Source organism: Nonomuraea sp. NPDC050227 (genome assembly GCF_044459705.1).
Lineage (GTDB): Bacteria > Actinomycetota > Actinomycetes > Streptosporangiales > Streptosporangiaceae > Nonomuraea.
On sequence record NZ_JBITJF010000002.1, the window covers coordinates 205241 to 225893 of the forward strand.

Here is a 20653-nt window from a genome sequence, read left to right on the forward strand (position 1 = left end):
GCTAGCCGCTCACCTTGAGGATCCGCTGCTCGACCAGCACCTCGGCCAGGGCGACCCGCTCCTCCCCGGTCAGGCCGCCGGGCAGCTCCCGCACGTAGAAGGCGCCGGTGCGGGCCACGAACTCCAGCGCGGGCGAGGCGATCATGTTGGCGGCCACCAGCGGTTCGCCCGACGGGGAGAGCAACTCGACCTGGTTCCCGTCGCGGCGGGTGGTGAGCAGCCCGGCGCGCTCGTTCACCACGCGGCGGGTCAGCGTGACGGTGCGATGGTCGTACCAGACGTCGGGGAGCGGGCAGCCGAAGAGCTCCTCGTAGCGGTCGCGGAACTCGGCGAACGTGCCCGCCGGGGTCTCCTCGGCGGGCTCGTCCGGCGTGCCGGGGTCGTTGCTCGGGCTGTGGTGGACGTACCGGCCGAAGTAGGTGCGGCAGAACTCGGTGTACAGGCCGGTGAAGAGGATGAAGTGATGCCAGGCGTCGTCGACGCGCGTCGAGTGCATCGTCCAGATCCGCGACCGGTCGACCTGCGTGAGCACCAGGTACTTCTTCGCCTCGGCGAACAGCTCCCCGGCCTCCTCCTCCGTCGCGGCGACGCGCTCCTTGACGAGCCGTTCGAGCAGGTAGGGCGCCTGGTGGTCGAGCGCGGCGAGCGGGGTGTCGGTGATCATGGCGGTTCCCCTACTCCGGCGACAACTTCCTGCGGCAGGACGAGAGGCACACGCTGCTGCAGTCGCGGCAGGTCATGCAGGGGCTGTGGCAGTCGGCGCGCTCGGTCTTGACCCGCAGGTGCAGCCGGCCCGTCCGGATCTCCCCGGCGTCCTCGGCGGCCTCCGAGGTCAGCGACGTCTCCGCCGTGCCGGCCTGCCGGCGGACGACCTTGGCGTCCCGGCGTACCCACAACACCTTCGCGCCGAAGAGCAGGATGTCCTCGGGCACGTCCTCGATGTGCAGGACGTCGCTCAGCGGGATGTCGAGGGCCGAGTTCAGATCCTCCAGGCTGGGGTACAGCGTGACGCATCCGTCCTGGTACGGCGGGCCCACGTAGCCCCAGAACGTCATGGTGTCCGGGGATCCCTCCTGGAGCAGCTTGACCAGGAGAGGATGCGGCTCGGGCCCTTGCGCGGCTTTGCTCATGGCGGTACTCCTCGTTCCCGGTGAGCGTGACATCCCGGACCCGGGAGCGGCGGCGCGCCGCGCCGCCGCTTTGCCGAACCCGGGGCCGCGCCGGGCGGGCTCAGCCGAGGTCGCCCTGTGCCGCGCCTGGCGCGTTCGCCTCGGCGAAGACGCCCACCTGCTCGGACGCCGGTGACGGCGGCTGCTCCATGAGCGCCTGGATCGCGGACCTGCGCTTCTCCAGGCCCACTTCGTCGATGCTGATCCGCCGCCGGTTCCGGCTCTTGTCTTCGGTCATGCTCGGCAACCGTAGTGAGCCGCGCGTCAACGCGGGGCAACGGCACCGTCTTGTTTGGGCGCGCTCGCCCCGGCCGGACGGCGTCGCGACCTGGTCTGTTCCGGTTTTCCGCCATCGAGGTCGGCGGCCGGACCCCATGGTGGCCCGTCCCCCGGCTGCCTAGCGTTGACCCTCGTGATCAGTCTGAAGGGTTTGACCAAGCGGTACGGCGACCGGACGGCGGTGCACGACCTGTCGCTGGAGCTCAGACCCGGCGCGGTGACCGGGTTCCTCGGTCCCAACGGCGCGGGGAAGTCCACCACGATGCGGCTCGTCCTCGGGCTCGACCGGCCCTCGGCGGGCACGGCGCTGGTCGGCGGCGTGCCGTACCACCGGATCAGGAACCCGCTGCGGACGGTCGGCGCGCTGCTCGACGCGCGGGCGCTGCACCCCGGGCGCAGCGGCCGGGCGCACCTGACCGCGCTGGCCCGCAGCAACGGCATCCCCGTGCGGCGGGTGGCCGAGGTGCTGGAGAGCGTCGGCATGGCCGGCGCGGCGAACCGCCGGGCCGGGGCGCTCTCGCTCGGCATGAGCCAGCGGCTCGGCATCGCCGCCGCGCTGCTCGGCGACCCGGCGGTGCTGCTGTTCGACGAGCCCGTCAACGGGCTCGACCCCGACGGCGTGCGGTGGGTGCGCCGGCTCATGCGGTCGCTGGCCGCGGAGGGCCGCACGGTGTTCGTCTCCAGCCATCTGATGAGCGAGATGCAGCTCACGGCCGACCACCTGGTGGTGATCGGCAAGGGCCGGCTGATCGCCGACGCGCCCCTGGCCGAGGTCATCGGGCGCAGCTCGCTGACGGCCGTGCTGGCCCGCACCCCGCACGCCGGGGAGCTGGCCGGACGCCTGCGCGCCGCCGGGATCGCCGCCGAGCGCGTCGCCGAGAACGAGGTCGTCGCCACCGGCGCGCCCGTCGAGCGGGTGGGCGACCTGGCCTACGAGGCCGGGATCAGGCTGCACGGCCTGCGCACCCGGGAGGCGTCCCTGGAGCAGGCCTATCAGGAGCTGACGGAGAGCAGCGTGGAGTACGGGACGACGGAGGCGGGCGCGTGACGGCGGTGTTGTGGCAGGCGGCACGGGCCGAGTGGGACAAGTTGTGGTCGGTCCGGTCCACGTGGTGGTGCCTGGCCGGCGCGGCGGCGCTCATGGTGCTGACCGCCGTGGCCCTGGCCGCCGCCGCGGCCACCGACGCGGTGCGCGAAGGCGTGCCCGGCGCGCGGGTGACGGCGAGCGAGTCCGTGGTGTCGGCCACGTCGTTCGTGCAGTTCGCGCTGGTCGCCCTGGCCATGCTGGCGATCACGTCGGAGTACTCCTCGGGCGGCATCAGGGTCACGCTGCAGGCCACGCCGGTGCGCGGGCTCGTGCTGGCCGCCAAGGCGCTGGTGGTGGCGCCGGTGATGTTCGCCGCCGGGGTGCTGTCGGGGGCGCTGGCGACGGCGGCGGTCTACGTGGTGCTGCAGGCCGACGCGTTCGGCGGGCTGGTCGCGCTGCCGTTCGGGGAGGCCGTGCGGGACGTGGCGGGCGCGGGCGTGTTCTTCGCCCTGGTGGCGGTGACGACGCTGGGCGCCGGGGCCGCGATGCGCAGCGCGGCGGGCACGCTGACCGTGGTGTTCATGCTGCTCCTGGGCCTGCCGCTGGTGCTGCTGATGACCGGGAGCCAGGCGGCGCTGGACGCCTCGCTGCGCATGCCGACCTTCGCCGGGCTGGCGTTCATGGGCAGCGTGGACAACCTGACCGGCGGGCCCATCCCGTACTCGGCGGGGGAGGGCCTGGCCTGGCTGCTGGCCTGGGCGGCGGCGGCGCTGGCGGCGGGCTACGCCGTGCTGCGCCGCCGCGACGCCTAGACTTCGGGCCCGTGTCGGAGAACTTCGGGTCCATGCCGGACAACCGGGAGAACACCGGCAGCCGGGCGGTCAAGGCGCTGGTGGGGGTGCTGGCCGGCATGGCGCTCGGCGCGGTCGAGCTGGCCTTCCTCTGCGCGGCCTGGCCCGCCTGGCTGGTCCCGGCCGCGCGCCCCCTGGCCCGGCGCGGCGCGGCGCGGCTCATGGCGCTCGAACGCGCCCGGCTGACCCGGTGGTTCGGCCACCCCGCCCCCACCCGCGACGGCGGCTACGCCTACCTCGCCGCCCGCGCCGCCCTGGGCGTGCTCGGCGGGTACGGCTGCGCCGTCGCCCTGTTCGTCGGTGGCCTGCTGCTGGGCGGCGGGGCGTGGGACCTGATCACCGGCGGCTCGGACCCCGTCCCCGTCGAGCTGCCGGGCGTCCGGCTCGTCACCACCGGCGGCATGCTCGGCCTGACCGGCGGCGTGGCCCTGCTGACGGTGACCGCGCTGCTCGCCCTGGCCGCCGGCGTGCTCGAACGCCGCCTGGCCGCCCACTTCCTCGGCCCCGGCGGCCGGGAGCTCATGCGCCGCCGCATCGCCGAGCTGACCGCGACCCGCTCGGGCATCGTCCGGGCCGTGGACGACGAGCGCCGCCGGATCGAACGCGACCTGCACGACGGCGTCCAGCAGCGCGGCGTGGCCCTGGCCATGCTGCTCGGCCGGGCCCGGCACGGCCGCGACCACGACCGGACCGCCGAGCTGGTCGACCAGGCCTACGCAGAGTCCCGCCGCCTCCTGGACGAGCTGCGCAGCGTCGCCTGGCGCATCTACCCCACCGCCCTGGACGAGCTGGGGATCGAGGCCGCGCTGGCCGGGGTCGCCGAACGCTCCGTCGTGCCGGTCACCGTCCACTACGGGCTGTCGGCCCGGCCCGCCACGGAGATCGAGACCGCCCTGTACTTCGTGACCAGGGAGGCGATCACCAACGCGGTCAAGCACGCCCGCGCCCATGACATCCTGGTCGTGGTGGGCGAGGACGAACGGACGGTGAGCGTGGCGATCTCCGACGACGGCGGAGGCGGCGCCGACCCCGCGGGCGGCGGCCTGTCCGGGCTGGCCCGCCGGGTCCTGGCGCTCGACGGCGCGTTCACCGTGGACAGCCCGCCCGGCGGCCCCACGAAGATCGTCGCCACGCTGCCCAAGGAGCCGCCGTGCGGCTGATCCTGGCCGACGACTCCGTGCTGCTGCGCGAGGGCCTGACCCGGTTGCTCGCCGAGGCCGGGCACGAGGTCGTCGCGGCCGTGGGCGACGCGCCCGCGCTGCTGGCCGCCGTCGCCGATGACCGGCCCGACGTGGCGGTGATCGACGTGCGCATGCCGCCCGGCCACAAGGACGAGGGGCTGCGGGCGGCCCTGGAGATCCGCGCGCGGTGGCCCGAGGTGGGCGTGCTCGTCCTGTCCCAGTACGTCGAGCCCCACTACGCCGCCACCCTGCTGGCCGGGCCCGCCGAGGGGCTCGGCTACCTGCTGAAGGACCGGGTCTCGGAGGTGGCCGACTTCCTCGACTCGCTCGACCGCGTACGCGCCGGCGGCACGGCCTTCGACCCCGAGGTGGTGCGGCGGCTGCTGGCCCGCACCAGCCACGCCGACCCGCTGAGCCGGCTCAGCCCGCGCGAGTCCGAGGTGCTGGCGCACCTGGCCCAGGGGCTGGTCAACGCGGCCATCGCCGAGCGCCTGCACGTCTCGGCGTCCACCGTGGAGAAGCACGTCAACGCCATCATGGAGAAGCTCGACCTGCCGCGCGACACCGGCTACAGCAGGCGGGTGCTGGCGATCCTGCGCTACCTGGAGGGCTGACCCGGGCCGGCGTTCACACGTCGACCACGCGCGGCAGCGCCGGCGGGTTCGGCCGCGGCCGCCACTCGCGCGGATAGCCGAGCGAGACCTCCATGAACGGCACGCCGTCGTGGTGGGTCAGGCGCGGGATGTGCAGGTGGCCGTACACGACGGCGGCGGCGTCGTATTCGAGGTGCCAGCGGGCGGTGCGCTCGGTGCCGCACCACTGCGCGAACTCCGGATGGGTGAGCACCCGCGTCGGCTCGCGGACCAGCGGATAGTGGTTGACCAGCACGGTCGGCAGCCCCGGCGGCCGGGCGGCCAGCCGCGCCTCGGTGTACTCGACCCGGGCCGCGCACCAGGCGTCCCTGCCGGGGTGGGGGTCGGGGTGGAGCATGACCTCGTCGGTGCAGACGATCCCCGCGTCGTAGGCCGTGCGCAGGGCCTCCTCCTTGGTCGTCGCGCCCTCCGGACGCCAGGTGTAGTCGTACAGGACGAACAGCGGCGCCACCGTGACCGGGCCGCGCGCCCCCTCCCACACCGCGTACGGGTCCTCCGGCGTGAGCACGCCGAGATCGCGGCAGAGCTCCACCAGGTACCGGTAGCGTTCCTCGCCGCGCAGCCGCACCGGGTCGCGGGCCGGCGTCCACAGCTCGTGGTTGCCGGGCGCCCACACCACCCGCGCGAACCGGTCGGCCAGCAGCCGCAACGCCCAGGCGATGTCCGTCGTCAGCTCGCCGACGTCGCCCGCGACGAGCAGCCAGTCGCCGTCCGACCCGGGGCGCAGCTCCTCGACGAACGCGCGGTTGTCGGGATGGTGCACGTGCAGGTCGCTGACGGCGAGCAGGCGGGGAGCGGTGATCACGTCTCGGATCGTACGCCGCCCGCGCCGCGACGTGGCGCGGGGTCCACCGGCAGGTTGATCATCCCGGCGGCGGGTAGGTACGTCACCTGCCCGCACCCGGAAGAGGACCGCCATGACGACCGCGCCGACCCTCGTGCTCTCCGACGGCCGCGCCATGCCGCGCCTGGGCCTCGGCACCTGGCCGATGGACGACCGCCAGGCCCGCCAGGCCGTCGGCCACGCGCTCACGCTCGGCTACCGGCTGATCGACACCGCCGCCAGTTACGGCAACGAGCGCGGCGTGGGCGCGGCGGTCGCCGAGTCGGGCGTGCCGCGCGAGGAGCTGTTCGTCACCACGAAGCTGCGCGGCGCCCAGCACGGCTACGACCTGGCGCTGCGCGGGTTCGAGGAGAGCCGGTCCCGACTCGGCCTCGACCACGTCGATCTGTACCTCATCCACTGGCCGCTGCCCGGCCACGGCCTGTTCGTCGACACCTGGAAGGCGTTCGTCCGGCTGCGCGAGGAGGGGCTGGCCCGCTCGATCGGCGTCTCCAACTTCACCCCGGAGCAGATCGAGCGGGTGGTCGACGCCACCGGCGTGTGGCCCGCGGTCAACCAGGTCGAGCTGCACCCCGGCTTCCCGCAGCCCGGCCTGCTCGCCTGGCTCACCGGGCACGGCGTGGCGACCGAGTCGTGGAGCCCGCTCGGCGCCGGCGGCAAGCTGCTCGACGACCCGGCCGTCACCGAGGTCGCCGCCGCGCACGACCGCACCCCCGCCCAGGTCGTGCTCCGCTGGCACGTTCAGCTCGGCGCCGTGCCGATCCCCAAGTCGGCCGATCCCGGGCGGATGCGCCACAACCTGGAGGTCTTCGACTTCGAGCTGTCGGCCGAGGAGATGGCGCGCATCTCGGGCCTGGGCGGCGGCGGCAGCCGCCTCGGCGGCGACCCCGACCACCACGTGGAGCTGTGACTCCAGGAGCGGCCCCCGGTCAGCGTTCGTAGACGATCCTGCCGTCCACCATCGTCATCGCGACCGGCACCTCGGGCAGGTCGGCCGGGTGCGCGTCCAGCAGGCTGTCGTCGAGCACGCACAGGTCGGCGACCTTGCCCGGCTCCAGCGAGCCCTTCCACGACTCCGCGCCCTCCTGCCAGGCCGGGGTGCTGGTGTAGGCGCGCAGCGCCTGGTCCAGGGCGAGCCGCTGGTCGCGCGCGCCCTCGACGGCCCACCGGGTGGCGGCCGCGGCCACGCCGTGCCGCCAGTCGGGGGTGAGCATGGGGGCGTCGGAGCTGAGGCTGAGCCGTACGCCGGCGGCCAGCGCGTCCCGCACCGGCCAGGCGTGCCCGAGCGCGGCCTGGCCCAGGGCGTCGCGCAGCATGGGGGAGGCGGCGGCGGCGATGCCCGGCTGGGTGGTCAGGCCGATGCCGGCCGCGGCCATCGTCTTGAGGGTGTCCGGATGCAGGACGTCGCCGTGGACGAGGTAGTGGCGCCGCCCGGGGGCTCCGGCCAGGGCGCGGGTGACCGTCCGGGTCGCGCGGCTGCCGGTGGCGTGCACCGCGACCTGGTGCCCGGCCGCGGCGGCGGTCTCGATCATGGTCGTCAGGGCGGTCTCGCGCTCGTCCTCCGAGCCGCCCTCGACCAGCGGGGCGCCGTGCGTGCCGTCCTCGTACGGCTCGTCGCTCCAGGCCGTGCGCATCGGCGGGATGCCGTCGGCGAAGATCTTCACCCCGGCCACCCTGAACCAGCCCGGCACCTCGGCGGGCGGCGTCAGGTCGCGCAGCCCGGCGACCAGGTCGGGCAGTGAGCTGCGCCCGTCCACCTCGGCGAACAGCAGCAACGCGCTCACCCGCGCCTTCAGCTCGCCCCGCGCGGCCATCCCGGCGTACTCGCGCAGGACCTCGACGCCGAAGCGCCCGCCGCCGTCGTGCTCGCAGGGGCCGAGGCCGGGTTCGGTGTAGCTGGTGATGCCCAGGGAGGCCAGCAGGTCGCCGGCGCGCAGGATCGCCGCCCGCCGCTCCTCCTGCTTGCCCAGCCGGGAGTCGGGGACGAGATCGGCGGCGCCGGTCAGGCGGTCCAGCAGGAGGTCGGGCCAGCGCAGGCCGAGCCACGCGCCGTGCAGGTGGCTGTCGTTGATGCCGGGCAGCACCGATCTGCCGCGCAGGCGCACGACCCGCGTCCCCGGGCCCACCATGGCCTGGACCTGCAGGGGAGTGCCGACCCTGACGATGCGTCCGTCCTTGATCGCGATGCCGGACGCGAGATGGCCGGCCGCGTTCATCGTGTGGACGACGCCGCCGGTCATGACCAGATCCGCCGACCTGTTGTCAGCCGCAGATTTCATATCCGCTCCGCTCTGGACACTCTCATTTCCATCCGCATAACGTACATGGAATCAGATACGATTTCGTGCCGGGAGGTGACGATGCCTCTACCTTTCGAGGCACGGCGCATCATCGATCGGGCCCCTCGCGGACCGGCGCACGCGCCGCCGGCCGCCGCGGCCGACGACCGCTGCCGGAGCCGCTGATGGGCGCTCCCGCGGACGACGTCCTCGACGTACGGGGCCTCAGCGTCTCCAGGGGAGAGGTGCCCATCGTCCATGAGGTCAGCCTCGGCGTCGCGCCCGGCACGGTCACCGTGCTGCTCGGCGCGAACGGCGCGGGCAAGACCACCCTGCTCGACGGCATCGCGGGCCTGGCCCCCGCCGCCGCCGGCACGGTCACCCTCGCCGGCACGCCGCTGACCGGCCTGCCCACCTACCGCCGCGCCCAGGCCGGACTCGGGTACGCCGAGCAGGCCCGCACCGTGTTCCGCACCCTCACGCTGGAGCAGAACCTGCTGGTCTCCGGCGACGGCGACCCGGCCATGGTCTACGACATCTTCCCCGAGCTGGACCGCAGACGCTCCCTGCCGGCCGCCAACCTGTCCGGCGGCGAGCAGCAGATGCTCGTCATCGGCCGGGCGCTGATCGCCGGGCCCAAGGTCGTCCTCATCGACGAGATGTCGCTCGGGCTCGCGCCGGTCGTGGTCCGCCGCCTGATGGGCTCGGTGCGCGAGCTGGCCGAGCGGGGCATCGGGGTGCTGCTCGTCGAGCAGTTCGCCAACCTGGCGCTGGAGATCGGCGCCCGCGCGTACGTGCTGCGCAAGGGCCGGGTGGTCTTCGAGGGCCCGTGCGAGGAGCTGCGCGGGGCGCAGGACCGGCTGCACGAGTTCTACTTCGGCGCGGTCACCGACGACGGCCTCGCCCGGGCGGCCGGCACGGAAGGCGGGAGCTGATGAACGCGCTGCTGAGAACCTGGGGTCCCGGCCTGGGGCTGGCCGTCGCGGCGTGCGCGGTGCTGCCCTGGGCGCTGCCGCCGTACTGGATCTACCTCGCGGTCGCGGCCGTGGTCAGCGGCGTGCTCATGCAGAGCTACGGCGTGATCGTCGGGCGGGCCGGGGTCATGTCGCTGTGCCAGATGTCGTTCGCGGCGATCGGGGCCTGGGTGGTGCTGCGGCTGAACCTGGCCGACGCGCCCGGCGGCTTCCTGCTGTGGCTGGTGCTCGGCGGCCTGGCGGCCGTGCCGGTGGGCGTCGCGATCGGGCTGCCCGCGCTGCGCATCCGGGGCGTCAACCTCGCCGTCGTCACGCTCGGCTTCGCCGTCTCCACCGACATCATGCTGAACGCCAACCAGTTCCCCGGCACGACCGAGCTGAAGACGCTCGTCCGGCCGGAGCCGTTCTCCTCCGACGCGGCGTACTTCGTGCTGGCCATGGCCGTGTTCGTGCTGATCGCGATCGGCCTGGCGCTGGTCAACCGGACCAGGATCGGGCGGTCGTGGCTGGAGCTGCGGCACTCCGAGCGGGCGGCGGCGGCGCACGGCATCTCCGTGGCCCGCAGCAAGCTCACGGCCTTCGCCATCAGCGCGTTCATCGCCGGCATCGGGGGCGGGCTGATGGCGGGGCAGCTCGGCCTCGTCGTATCCGGAAATTTCGCGATGATGCAGTCGCTGGCGCTGTTCGCGGTCGCCGTGCTCATCGGGCCGCACAACACCGAGGGCGCCGTCCTGGGCGGCATCTTCGGCGCGGTCATGGCCACGGTCCTGGAGAAGCTGCGCCTGCCGCAGGACCTCGGCGGCATCCTGTTCGGCGTCATGGCGATCTTCGCCCTGCGCAGCGGGGTCAGCCAGACCGACTTCACCCGCGCCCGCAGGCGCGAGCGGGCCGCCCGCCCGCTGCTGGAGGCCGCGTCCGGCGCGCCCGCCGAGGAGCCCGCCCCGGTCCCGCCGGCGGCGGGCGAGGGGAACGTGCTGGAGATCCGCGGGCTGAGCGTGCGGTTCGGCCAGGTCGTCGCCCTGGACGGCGTGGACCTGACCGTGCCCGCCCTCGGCGTCTCCGGCCTGATCGGCCCGAACGGCGCCGGCAAGTCCACACTGATCTCCGCGGTCACCGGGTTCGCCGCCCGCTACGAGGGCTCGGTCGTGCTCGCCGGACAGCCACTCGACCGGCTCAGCCCGAGCGTGAGGGCCCGGCGCGGGCTGCGCCGCACGTTCCAGACCACCGCCATCGCTCCGGAGCTGACGCAGGAGGAGTACCTGGCGATCGTCGCCGGGCGGCGCCTGCCCAGGCAGGAGGCGGCGGAGGTGCTGCGCTTCTTCGGCTGCCCGCCCGGCGAGGTGCCGGTCTCGATCCTTGACGCGGGCACCAGAAGGCTGCTCGACGTCGCCGCCGCGATCGCCGCCAGGCCGAAGGTCGCGCTGCTCGACGAGCCGGCCGCCGGCCAGTCCGCCGCCGAGTCGCTGCGGCTCGGCCACCGCCTGGCCCAGGTCCCGGCCCGCTTCGGCGTGTCGATCCTGCTGGTGGAGCACGACATGGATCTCGTACGAGCCGCCTGCGGCCAGGTCACGGTGCTGGACTTCGGGCACGTGATCGCCTCGGGGCCGACGCTCGACGTCTTGGACGCACCGGCCGTCAGGGCCGCCTACCTCGGCACCGTCTTGGAGGAGACATCGTGAAACGCGTACTCGTGGCCCTGCCCGTCCTCGGCCTGCTGACCGCTCTGACGGCCTGCTCCGGCGGCTCGGGCACCGACGGGCCCATCAAGGTCGGCGCCGTCAACGGCGTCACCGGCCTGTTCCAGACCCCCGAGGTGCCGCAGGCGGTCAAGGCCGTCTTCGAGGAGGTCAACAAGGCCGGCGGGATCAACGGCCGCAAGATCGAGCTGATCAGCAAGGACGACGCGATGAACCCGCAGCGCTCCACGGAGGCGGCGCGCGAGCTGATCGACTCCGAGGAGGTCGTCGCGTTCGTCGGCTCCTCCAGCGCCGTGGACTGCGGGCTCAACCGGGCCACCTACAGCAAGGCGCAGATCGTCTCGATCCCGGCGGTGGGCGTGGACCCGGCCTGCTTCACCAGCCCGAACATCGCCCCGGTCAATCCCGGCCCGTTCAAGCTGCTGACCGCGATGCTCTACTACGCCTCCGAGACGCTCAAGCGCGACAAGGTGTGCCTGGCCTTCACCGTGCTGCCGGGCAGCGGCGGCGGCATCGACGCGGCCATCAAGGAGTGGAGCGACATCACCGGCAAGACGCTGGCGGTCAAGGACACCTCGGTCGGGCAGGGCGACCCGACGCCGTACCTGGTCAAGCTCAAGAGCGGCGGCTGCCAGGCGGTCGTCTACAACGCCCAGGTCGGGCCCTGGTTCGCCCAGGCCAAGACCCAGGGCATGCAGGACGTCGACTTCATCCTCATGGCCAACGCCTACACCGACGCCAACGCCGCCCTCATCCCGGCCGGCATGAAGGCCCAGGCGGGCACCGAGTGGCAGCCGTACACCGACGAGACGCTGCCGGGCAACGAGCGGTGGGCGAAGATCGTCAACGACAACAAGATCCAGAAGACCGCGTTCAGCCAGGGCGGGGTGATGGCGGCCGACGTGTTCGTCCAGGTCCTCAAGACGATCAAGGGGGACGTCACCCGGGAGTCGGTGACCAAGGCGTTCAAGTCGATGCAGCCCATCACCTACCCCATGGTGGGCACGCCCTGGGTGTTCGGCCCCGGCCAGACGCACAACCCCATCGAGGGCAGCCGCTTCGTCAAGGCCGAGAACGGCAAGTGGACGGTGCTGCCCGAGGGCTTCATCGTCCCGAAGCGGAACGGCTGATGCTCGACTCCGTGGTCGCGGGCCTGACCAGCGGCGGCGTGTACGCGCTGCTCGGGCTCTGCGTGGTCCTGACCTACCGGCTCGTCGCGGTGGTGAACTTCGCGATGGCGGCCGTGGGCGCGATGGGCGCCTTCGTCATGGTCACCCTCACCGACGCCGGCCTGAACGTCTGGCTCGCGCTCCCGCTCGGGGCGCTGGCCGGCGGGCTGGTCTCGGCGCTGCTCGGCCTCGGCCTGGTGCGCTGGTTCGGCGAGCACGACCTGCGCACCAAGGCGGCCGTCACCGTGGCGGTGTTCGTCGCGCTGATGTCGGTCGGGCTGCGCCTGTTCGGCAACAACACCAGCGGCGCGCGGCGCTTCCCGCAGCCTTTCGACGCGCCCGCCTTCACCGTGGGCGAGGTGGTCGTGCCGCAGGCGGTGCTGGTGTCGCTGTCGTTCGCGGTGCTCATCACGGTCGGCGTGGGGCTGCTGCTCGGGCGCACCCGGGTGGGGCTGCGGCTCCAGGCGCTGTCGGAACGACCGGCCACCGCGCAGGTCGTCGGCATCCCCGCGCCCCGGCTCGCGCTGGTCGTCTGGGTGGCGATCGGCGCGGTCAGCACGCTGGTCATCGTCCTGGTCGCGCCGCGGCTCGGCGGCGACTTCTCCACGCTGGGCAACCTGGTCACGACCGCGCTGGCGGTGGCCATGGTGGGGGCGTTCAGCAGCCTGTGGCTGACGCTGGCCGGCGGGCTGCTGCTGGGCTGCCTGGAAGGGGTGACGGCGTCGCTGGAGGCGGTCCAGCAGTACCGCGGGGTGCTGCCGTTCCTGGTGATGGTGGCGTTGTTGTGGTGGCGCAGCCGCCACCAGGTCTGGGACTCGGAGGCGAACGTATGACGGTCAAGGTCCCCCAGCGTCAGATCGGCGCGCACGGCCCCGAGGCGTCGGTGCTGTCGCTGGGGTCCTGGCACACCTACGACCGGATGGACTTCGGCGCGGCCGTCGAGCTGCTGCGGCACGCCGTGGAGATCGGCGTCAACCTGTTCGACGTGGGCGTCTACGGCCTGCCCGGGCAGCGGCCGGTCTTCACCGACGTGCTCTTCTCGGCCATGGTCAGGGCCGCCGGCCTGGCCCGCGAGGACTACCTGCTCTCGGTCAAGCTCTGGCTCGACGACCACCCCGGGCGTCCGCTGCGCGACCAGCTCGAACGCGCGCTGCTGCGGGCCGGCACCGACCACGCCGACCTGGCCGTGGTCGGCGACGTCCACCGGGACGACCTCGACCTGCGCCGCCTGGCCCGCGAGCTGGCCGCGCTGGAGGCCGAGGGGCTGCTGGGCTGCTGGGGCGTCAACAACTGGTCGGCCACCTCCATCCTGACCATCCGCAACCACGCCCGCGACCTCGGCTCGCCGGGGCCGCAACTGGCCCAGCTCAAGTACAACCCGTGCCGCCGCTCGATCCCGGAAGGGGTGCCGTTCTCCGAGGTGTTCGACGCCGGCGTCTCGCTGCAGGCCAGCGACGTGCTCGAAGGCGGGCTGCTGGCCGGCAAGGACAGGCCCGCCCGGCCGGTCTTCCCCGACCCCGGCGGCGTGCGCGCGCGGGCCGCGACGGCCGCCGCCGGGCTGGCCGAGGTGGCGGCCGCGCTGGAGGCGACGCCCGCGCAGGTGTGCGTGGCGTTCTGCCTCACCCATCCGGCGGTGGCCAGCGTGCTGTTCGGCGTCACGAGCACGGCCCAGCTCGCCGACAACGCGGGCGCGCTCGCCCTGCTCGACCGGGTCGGCGCGGCGCGGCTGCGCGAGCTGGCCGCGCCGTTCTGGGCCGACGCCGACGCGGTGGACCCCGAAGGCCCCTGACGGTCTTCCGGCCGTCCGGCCGGAAGACCGTGCCGGTTCAGCGGGGCGACTGGACCAGCCCCGCGCCCAGGTCCGCGGTGTCGGCGTCCGGGACGAACACGTCCGTCGCGGCGGTCAGCAGCAACCGGCCGGTGACCGCCGCGGCCCGCGCGCCGTCGCTGCCCGCCCGCAGCTCCTGCCACCACAGCGCCGCCGCCCCGGCCACGTGCGGCGCGGCCATGCTGGTGCCGCTCTTGCTGGTCAGCCCGCCTCCGGTACGGGCCGAGACCACGTCCACGCCAGGCGCGCACACCTGCGGGAAGGTGTTGGAGAACCGCGCGACCGCCAGCCGCCCGGACGGCAGCCGCTGCACCGCCCCCACGGCCATCATGCCCTCGGCGGCCGACGGCAGCTCCGGCCCGACCTCGAAGTCCGGCCGCAGCTCCCGGTGGCTGGCGTTGCCCGTGGCCGCGACGACGATCGTGCCGGCGCCGAACGCCGCCCTGGCCGCGATCATCCGCATCAGCGAGTCGTAGAGCCGCAACGTGGCCCGGTACGACTCCAGCGCGATCGACGTGGCCAGGAACTGCGGCAGCCCGCGCTCCTCCAGCTGCCGCATGGCGGCCGGGAAGTCGATGCCGAGCGACATGGTGATGACGTCGGCGTCGTTCCCGAGCGCCCAGAGCAGGCCCTTGACCGTCGCGGCGGTCGAGCCCTTGCCGTCGTCGCCGAGCACCTTGCCGATCAGCGCCCGTTCGACGCCGGGGGCGACGCCGATGCGCATGCCGTCGACCGGGCGGCCGAAGACCGTGCCGGCGCAGTGGGTGCCGTGGCCGACCTTGTCGCCGCGGCCCGACCCGGTGAAGTCCTCCTCCACCAGCGTCATACCGGTGAAGGCCGGATGCGTGGCGTCGATGCCGGTGTCGAGGACGGCGACCACCGTCCCCGCCCCCGTACGGGTGGAGGCGTCGGCGCCCAGCGCCCGCACCCCCCACGTGACCTGCGCGCCCGCCTCCGCCGCCGGCGGCGGCGCCTCGGCGTCCTCGGGCGCGCCCGGCACGGTGGTCGGCATCGGCCGGGCGACCGCGGCCACCGACGGGTCCCGCGCGAGGTCGGCCACCTCGCGCTTGCCGAGCCCGGTGACCTCGACGTGCGGCTCGCTCGGCGTCTCGGCCACGGCGGCGGCCCGCTCGAACGGCGCGGCCATGCGGGTCCTGCTCAGATCGCGCAACACGATGAACTGGTCGGCCATCGTCTTCCCCTCCTGGAAGTAGCCCACCCCTGTGATGTCAGGCGTACTCCTGCCGGGGTCGCCTGGCAACAGCCCGCGGCCGCCGGCCCGCGACGAGCACGGCCACGATCGCCAGCAGCAGCCAGGCCGAGGTCAGGACGATCAGCCAGGTCCATCCGGCGTGGCCGTAGACGGCGCTGCCCGCCGTGCCGCCGGCGCCGCTGCCCAGGTAGTAGCACAGGGTGTAGATCCCGGCGGCGCGACCGCGGGCGGCCGGCGGGGCCTGCGCGGCGACCCACGCGTTGGCCACGGCGTGCGCGGCGAAGAACCCGGCGGTCAGCACGGCGAACCCGGTCACGACCGCGGCCAGGGGGCCGAGCGCGGTCAGCGCCGAGCCGGCGGCCGTCACGGCCAGGGCGGCGACCAGGGCCGCCCGGCGTCCCAGGCGGTCCGCCAGCCGGCCGGCGGCGGCCGAGGAGGCGGTGCCGAGGGCGTAGGAGAGGAAGACCAGGGAGGCCACGGCGGGGGAGAGCGACAGCGGCGGCGCGGACAGGCGGAAGGAGGCGGCGTTGTAGAGGGCGACGAACGCGCCGACGCCCAGCGCCCCCACCGTGTACGGCGCCAGCAGCGCCGTCCCGATCCGGCCGCCGCCCCCGGTGCGCGGGGCACGGACGACGGGCGGCGGGGCGGGCAGCGTGCGGGCCGCGTACGCCGAGCAGAGCAGCGACCCGCCGGCCACCACCAGCAGCGCGCCCCGCCACCCCCACGGCCCGGCGGCGAACCCGGCGCCCAGCCGGCCCAGCATCCCGCCCACCGAGTTCCCGGCGATCATCACGCCGACCGCCCCGGCCAGCCGCGTCGCCCCCACCAGATCGGCCAGGTACGCCGCCCCGACCCCGGCGAACCCGGCGACCGCCACCCCCTGCGCCGCCCGCATCGCCACCAGCACGGGGAACGTCGGCGCCAGCGGCAGCGCCAGCCCGATCAGCGCCGAGGCCAGCACGGACCACACGATCATCCGCCGCCGCCCGACGACCTCCGCCAGCGCGGCCAGCGGCAGCACCGCCACCGCCAGCGCCGCCGTGGCCACGCCGACGGCCAGCGACGCGCCGCCGGGGTCGAGCCGGAAGTCGGCGGCCAGCTGCGGCAGGACGGGCTGAGGCGCGTACAGCAGGGCGAAGGAGGATACGCCGGCCGCCGCCACGGCCGGACCGGCCCGCCGGGTGCCGACTCGTTGAGCTTCGATGACCGCCATGCCTGGAAACGCTAAGCAAGGCTAATAAATACGTCCAATGCGGAAATAGGCCATAATTCATGCTGTGGTGGATGAATACCAGCTCGTGGACGAGCGGCTGGCCGCCGGGCTGGCTCCCACGCTCGCCCTGCTGGCCGCGGTGGGGGAGACCGGGCACGTCACGCGGGCGGCCGAGCTGCTCGGCATGCCGCAGCCCACCGCCAGCCGCCGCCTGGCCGCGCTGGCCGACCTGGTCGGCGCGCCCCTCGTCGTCCCCTGCGGGCGGGGCATCCGCCTGACCAGGGCCGGGCGCGTCCTGGCCGCCGCCTCCGGCAAGGCGCTGGCCACCATGGAGTCGGCCGCCCGCGAGGTGCGCGAGGAGATCGACCCGGGCAGCGGCCGGATCGTGCTCGGGTTCCTGCACCTGCTGGGCCGCACGCTCGTCCCCTCGCTGATCCGGGGCTTCCGCGAGCGCCACCCGGGCGTGCGGTTCAGCCTGGCGCAGGGCTCGCGCCAGGACATGCTGCGCGCGCTCGCCGAGGGCGAGATCGACCTGGTGTTCGTCGCGCCCCTGCCCGACGGCGACCCGGGCCTGTCCGGGCACCCGCTCGCCGACCAGGAGCTGGTGCTGTCCGTGCCGCCCGGCCACCGGTTCGCCGGACGCGCCCGGGTGCGGCCCGCCGAGCTGGCCGGGGAGGAGCTGGTGACGCTCGAACACGGCTACGGCGTCCGCCAGATCACCGACGACCTGTGCGCGGCGGCCGGGTTCACGCCCAGGATCGCCTTCGAGGGGCAGGAGTCGGAGACCGTGCGCGGCCTGGTGGCGGCCGGGCTCGGCGTGGCCGTGCTGCCCCGTCTGACGCCCGCCGAGGGCGTCGCGCAGATCCCGCTGTCGCCCCCGGTGTTCCGGACGATCGGGGCGTGCTGGCCCGCCGGGGCCCGGCTCACGCCCGCCGTGCGCGCCTTCCTGGACCACGTGCGCTCCGGCGCCGCCGACGTCGGCCCGGGGCTGCGGCCCTGCCGACACCCGTCCTCGCAGAAGTAGTTGACGGCTCATCGATTCTGTATGGAGACTTCAGCTGCACACGCCCTTCTGCGGATGGGGACGACCATGCCTGCCGAGTCGTTCAACGCCGGCGTCCATCTCACCGACCGCCTGGTCGAGGCCGGGCACGGCGACCGCGTCGCCGTCGCCGGGCCGCTGGGCGCCATGACGTACGCCCAGCTCGCCACGCACGTCGCCGAGCTGGCCGGCGGGCTGCGGGTGATGGGCGTGCGGCCGGAGGAGCGCGTGCTGCTCGTCCTGCCCGACCGGCCCGAGACGCTGATCACGATCCTGGCCGTGCTGCGGATGGGCGCGGTCGCCGTCCCGGTGCCCGCCCTGTACGACGGGGCCGAGCTGGGCGCGCTGATCCGCGACTCCAGAGCGCGGGTGGTGGTCTCCGCGCCCGAGTTCGAGCCGGCCGTGCAGGAGGCGCTGCTTTCGGCGCCCGAGGTCGTGGCGCTCGTGCTCACCGACGCGGGCCAGGCCCCCGGCCACGTCGCGCGCATCGCCACCGCGACCGGAGCGGGCCCGTCGGCGGCGGTCGAGCCCGGCGTGCCGGTCTGCCTGTGGTCGGACGTGCTGGAGGCCGGCCGCGGCGCGACCGGCGCGTACGACACCTGGCCCGACTCGCCCGCGCTGTGGCTCTACACCGCCGGCACCACCGGCGCGCCCAAGGCGGCCATGCACCGCCACGGCGCGCTGCGCGACGTCCACGAGGCGTACGGGCGGCAGGTGCTCGGCGTGCGCCCCGAGGACCGGTGCCTCTCGGCGGCCCGGCTGTTCTCCGCCTACGGGCTCGGCAACTCCCTGATCCTCCCGCTGGCCGCGGGCGCGACCACGATCCTCGACCCCGCCGCGCCCACCCCGGGCGGCGTCGTCGAACGCCTGCTGGCCGAGCGCCCCACCCTGTTCTTCGCCGGCCCGTCGTTCTACGCCGCGCTGCTGGCCGCCGAGGCCCCCAAGGACGCCTTCGCCTCGGTCCGCCTGGCCGTCTCCGCGGGCGAGGCGCTGCCCGCCGAGCTCCACCGCCGCTTCACCGGCCGCTTCGGCGTGGACCTCATCGACGGCCTGGGCTCCGCCGAGTCGCTGCACGTCTTCCTCTCCGGCCGTCCGGGCCAGGCGCCCCCCGCCGGCTCGGGCGCCGTCGTGCCCGGCTACGAGGTGCGCCTCCTGGACGACTCCGGCGCGCCCGTCCCCGACGGCGAGCCCGGTCACCTGTACGTGCGCGGCGACTCGATCGCCACCGGCTACTGGTGCCGCACCGCCGCCACCCGCCAGGCGTTCCAGGGCGAGTGGCTGCGCACCGGCGACACCTGCGCCCGCGCCGCCGACGGCTCCTACCGCTTCCTGGGCCGCTCCGGCGACCTGATCAGGACAGGCGGCGCCTGGACGTCACCCCTGGAGGCCGAGGCCCGGCTGCTGGAGCACCCCTCGGTCGCCGAGTGCGCGGTGGTCGCCCACGCCGGCGCCGACGGGCCGGACCGGCCGGTCGCCTGCGTGGTGCCCAGGCCGGGCCGCCCGATCGACGCGGGCGAGCTCATCGCGTTCTGCCGCGAGGTCCTGGCCGCCGACCGGCTCCCGCACGAGGTGCTGGTCCTGGACGAGCTGCCGAGGACGGCGACGGGCGCGGTCCAGCGCGCGGTGCTCCGGCAACTGGCCGCCGACCTGCTCGGCAAGTGACCGGCGCGGGCTCTCAGAAGGCGTCGCGCAGTTCGCGTTTGAGCACCTTGCCGGAGGCGTTCTTCGGCAGCGCGTCCACGAACACCACGTTCTTGGGCGTCTTGAAGGAGGCCAGCCGCTCGCGCAGGAACGCGTTCAGCTCGGCGGCGGTCAGCCCCGCGCCCTCGCGCAGCACCACGGCGGCCGTCACCGCCTCGATCCACCGCTCGTCCGGGACGCCGAACACGGCCGCCTCGGCGACCGCCGGATGCTGGTAGATGACCTCCTCCACCTCGCGGCTCGCCACGTTCTCGCCGCCGGACTTGATCATGTCCTTCTTCCGGTCGACCACCGACAGGTAGCCGTCGGCGTCCATGACGCCGAGGTCGCCGCTGTGGAACCAGCCGCCGCGGAACGCCTCGGCGGTCTTGTCGGGGTCGTTCCAGTAGCCGAGCATGGCGTGCGGGCTGCGGTGGACGATCTCGCCGACCACGCCCGGCGCCACCGGCCGGTCCTCGTCGTCGACGATCCTGGTCTCGACGTTGAGCGCGGGCCGCCCGGCCGAGCCCAGCCGGGTCAGCTGCTCCTCGGGCCGCAGGATGGTGGCCAGCGGCGCCATCTCGGTCTGGCCGTAGAAGTTGAACAGGCGCACGTCCGGCAGCCGGGCCGAGATCTCCTTCAGCACCTCGACCGGCATGATCGAGGCGCCGTAGTAGCCCTTGCGCAGCGAGGACAGGTCACGGCGGTCGAAGTCGGGGTGGCGCAGCAGGGCGATCCACACCGTGGGCGGGCAGAACAGCTTGGTCGCGCGCTCGCCCTCGATGGTGGCCAGGATCGAGGCCGGGTCGGCGCCCGGCAGGATGAGGTTGGTGGCGCCCAGGTAGATGCCGGGCGTCAGGAAGCAGTGGAGCTGGGCGCAGTGGTAGAGGGGCAGCGCGTGCACCTCGACATCGTCGGAGCTCATCTCGCCGTCGACGACGCAGCTCACGTACTGGGCCAGCAGGCTCCCGCTGGACAGCGTGGCGCCCTTGGGCCGGGACTCGGTGCCGCTGGTGTACATGAGCTGGATCGGGTCGTCGGCGGCGATCTCCACCTGCGGCTCGGCGTCGTCGCCGCGCCAGGTGGAGAAGGACTCCCAGCCCTCGGCCGCGCCGATCACGCCGCGCACCCGCACGGCGGGCCCGGCCGCGGCCTCGGCCACCGGCAGCAGCGCCTCCTCCGCCAGCATCCCCGTCGCGCCGGAGTGCTCCAGGATGTAGGCCACCTCGCGCGGCCCGAGCATGAAGTTGATCGGCACGGAGATCGCGCCCAGCCGGGCCAGCGCGAAGTAGGCCACCACGAAGGCATGGTTGTTATGGCTGAACAGGGCGAACCGGTCGCCCTTGGCCACGCCGCGCGCCGCCAGCGCGTTGGCCGTGCGGTTGACCTCCAGGTCGAGATCGGCGTAGCTCTGGCGGACGTTGCCGTAGATCACGGCGGTCTTGGCGGGGAACCTGGCGGCCGAGCGCCGCAGGAGGTCGCCGATCGTGTGCTGGCGCGTGGTCATGCTGGGCACCCCCATGCCGAATGATGTTCGGCGATCGTACCCGACGA

20 protein-coding genes are annotated in these 20653 nt (G+C 74.3%); 12 read left to right on the forward strand and 8 right to left on the reverse strand.

Features of this window, described 5'->3' with window-relative positions:
* Position 1: 1 nt before the first annotated feature.
* From ACIBK9_RS08170 to ACIBK9_RS08180, 3 genes are all read right to left on the reverse strand, one after another.
* A complete protein-coding gene (locus ACIBK9_RS08170) occupies positions 2-664 on the reverse strand; it encodes a glycine-rich domain-containing protein (protein WP_397156237.1) in 663 nt (220 codons plus the stop codon).
* Positions 665-674: 10 nt separating this feature from the next.
* The gene (locus ACIBK9_RS08175) at positions 675-1130 is read right to left on the reverse strand and encodes a hypothetical protein (RefSeq protein ID WP_397156239.1); all 456 of its coding nucleotides are present in this window, start codon (positions 1128-1130) and stop codon (positions 675-677) included.
* A 100-nt stretch (positions 1131-1230) separates the two neighbouring features.
* Positions 1231-1407 carry a hypothetical protein gene (locus ACIBK9_RS08180; protein ID WP_358286146.1) on the reverse strand — a complete coding sequence of 59 codons (177 nt, stop codon included), beginning with the start codon at positions 1405-1407 and terminating at the stop codon, positions 1231-1233.
* Positions 1408-1581: 174 nt separating this feature from the next.
* Between ACIBK9_RS08180 and ACIBK9_RS08185 the strand changes: the two genes are divergently transcribed.
* From ACIBK9_RS08185 to ACIBK9_RS08200, 4 genes are read left to right on the forward strand one after another with little or no spacing between them, the layout of a single operon-like run.
* Complete coding sequence (locus ACIBK9_RS08185) at positions 1582-2496, forward strand: ATP-binding cassette domain-containing protein (RefSeq protein ID WP_397156241.1); 915 nt, start codon at positions 1582-1584, stop codon at positions 2494-2496.
* Positions 2493-3287, forward strand: a complete 795-nt coding sequence (locus ACIBK9_RS08190; RefSeq protein WP_397156243.1) for an ABC transporter permease — start codon at positions 2493-2495, stop codon at positions 3285-3287. Before ACIBK9_RS08185 ends, ACIBK9_RS08190 begins: the two co-directional genes overlap by 4 nt.
* 11 nt (positions 3288-3298) lie before the next feature.
* Positions 3299-4486, forward strand: coding sequence for a sensor histidine kinase (locus ACIBK9_RS08195; RefSeq protein WP_397156244.1), 1188 nt, complete (start codon positions 3299-3301; stop codon positions 4484-4486).
* Positions 4477-5121, forward strand: a complete 645-nt coding sequence (locus tag ACIBK9_RS08200) for a response regulator transcription factor (protein WP_358286154.1) — start codon at positions 4477-4479, stop codon at positions 5119-5121. Before ACIBK9_RS08195 ends, ACIBK9_RS08200 begins: the two co-directional genes overlap by 10 nt.
* A 13-nt stretch (positions 5122-5134) precedes the next feature.
* Here the strand turns inward: ACIBK9_RS08200 and ACIBK9_RS08205 are convergent, their stop codons facing one another.
* Entirely contained in the window at positions 5135-5962 is an 828-nt protein-coding gene (locus ACIBK9_RS08205; protein ID WP_397157555.1) for a metallophosphoesterase family protein, read from the reverse strand.
* 115 nt (positions 5963-6077) lie between these two features.
* Here ACIBK9_RS08205 and ACIBK9_RS08210 point away from each other — a divergent pair, with 115 nt between their 5' ends.
* Positions 6078-6914, forward strand: coding sequence for an aldo/keto reductase (locus ACIBK9_RS08210; protein WP_397156246.1), 837 nt, complete (start codon positions 6078-6080; stop codon positions 6912-6914).
* A 19-nt stretch (positions 6915-6933) separates the two neighbouring features.
* Here the strand turns inward: ACIBK9_RS08210 and ACIBK9_RS08215 are convergent, their stop codons facing one another.
* The gene (locus tag ACIBK9_RS08215) at positions 6934-8283 is read right to left on the reverse strand and encodes an amidohydrolase (protein ID WP_397156248.1); all 1350 of its coding nucleotides are present in this window, start codon (positions 8281-8283) and stop codon (positions 6934-6936) included.
* A gap of 185 nt (positions 8284-8468) precedes the next feature.
* Here ACIBK9_RS08215 and ACIBK9_RS08220 point away from each other — a divergent pair, with 185 nt between their 5' ends.
* From ACIBK9_RS08220 to ACIBK9_RS08240, 5 genes are read left to right on the forward strand one after another with little or no spacing between them, the layout of a single operon-like run.
* Positions 8469-9218 carry an ABC transporter ATP-binding protein gene (locus tag ACIBK9_RS08220; protein ID WP_387669528.1) on the forward strand — a complete coding sequence of 250 codons (750 nt, stop codon included), beginning with the start codon at positions 8469-8471 and terminating at the stop codon, positions 9216-9218.
* Positions 9218-10936, forward strand: coding sequence for an ATP-binding cassette domain-containing protein (locus tag ACIBK9_RS08225; RefSeq protein WP_397156250.1), 1719 nt, complete (start codon positions 9218-9220; stop codon positions 10934-10936). Before ACIBK9_RS08220 ends, ACIBK9_RS08225 begins: the two co-directional genes overlap by 1 nt.
* Positions 10933-12084 (forward strand): ABC transporter substrate-binding protein, encoded by a 1152-nt coding sequence (locus ACIBK9_RS08230; protein ID WP_397156252.1) that lies wholly within the window; start codon positions 10933-10935, stop codon positions 12082-12084. The genes ACIBK9_RS08225 and ACIBK9_RS08230 overlap by 4 nt, the downstream gene beginning before the upstream one ends.
* Entirely contained in the window at positions 12084-12956 is an 873-nt protein-coding gene (locus tag ACIBK9_RS08235; RefSeq protein WP_397156254.1) for a branched-chain amino acid ABC transporter permease, read from the forward strand. The genes ACIBK9_RS08230 and ACIBK9_RS08235 overlap by 1 nt, the downstream gene beginning before the upstream one ends.
* Positions 12953-13912, forward strand: coding sequence for an aldo/keto reductase (locus ACIBK9_RS08240; RefSeq protein ID WP_397156255.1), 960 nt, complete (start codon positions 12953-12955; stop codon positions 13910-13912). The genes ACIBK9_RS08235 and ACIBK9_RS08240 overlap by 4 nt, the downstream gene beginning before the upstream one ends.
* A 37-nt stretch (positions 13913-13949) precedes the next feature.
* On the opposite strand, the gene ACIBK9_RS08245 is transcribed toward ACIBK9_RS08240, so the two are convergent.
* Positions 13950-15143, reverse strand: coding sequence for a S8 family peptidase (locus ACIBK9_RS08245; protein ID WP_397156257.1), 1194 nt, complete (start codon positions 15141-15143; stop codon positions 13950-13952).
* A gap of 37 nt (positions 15144-15180) precedes the next feature.
* Positions 15181-16377: an MFS transporter gene (locus ACIBK9_RS08250; RefSeq protein ID WP_397156259.1), complete on the reverse strand. Its 1197-nt coding sequence runs from the start codon at positions 16375-16377 to the stop codon at positions 15181-15183.
* A 64-nt stretch (positions 16378-16441) separates the two neighbouring features.
* Between ACIBK9_RS08250 and ACIBK9_RS08255 the strand changes: the two genes are divergently transcribed.
* Together ACIBK9_RS08255 and ACIBK9_RS08260 are read left to right on the forward strand one after the other, a co-directional pair.
* Positions 16442-17401, forward strand: coding sequence for a LysR substrate-binding domain-containing protein (locus tag ACIBK9_RS08255; protein WP_397156261.1), 960 nt, complete (start codon positions 16442-16444; stop codon positions 17399-17401).
* A 66-nt stretch (positions 17402-17467) separates the two neighbouring features.
* A complete protein-coding gene (locus tag ACIBK9_RS08260; protein WP_397156263.1) occupies positions 17468-19081 on the forward strand; it encodes a benzoate-CoA ligase family protein in 1614 nt (537 codons plus the stop codon).
* Between the two features lie 13 nt (positions 19082-19094).
* Here ACIBK9_RS08260 and ACIBK9_RS08265 read toward each other — a convergent pair whose 3' ends face one another.
* Complete coding sequence (locus tag ACIBK9_RS08265) at positions 19095-20606, reverse strand: acyl-CoA synthetase (RefSeq protein WP_358286176.1); 1512 nt, start codon at positions 20604-20606, stop codon at positions 19095-19097.
* Between the last annotated feature and the right edge of the window lie 47 nt (positions 20607-20653).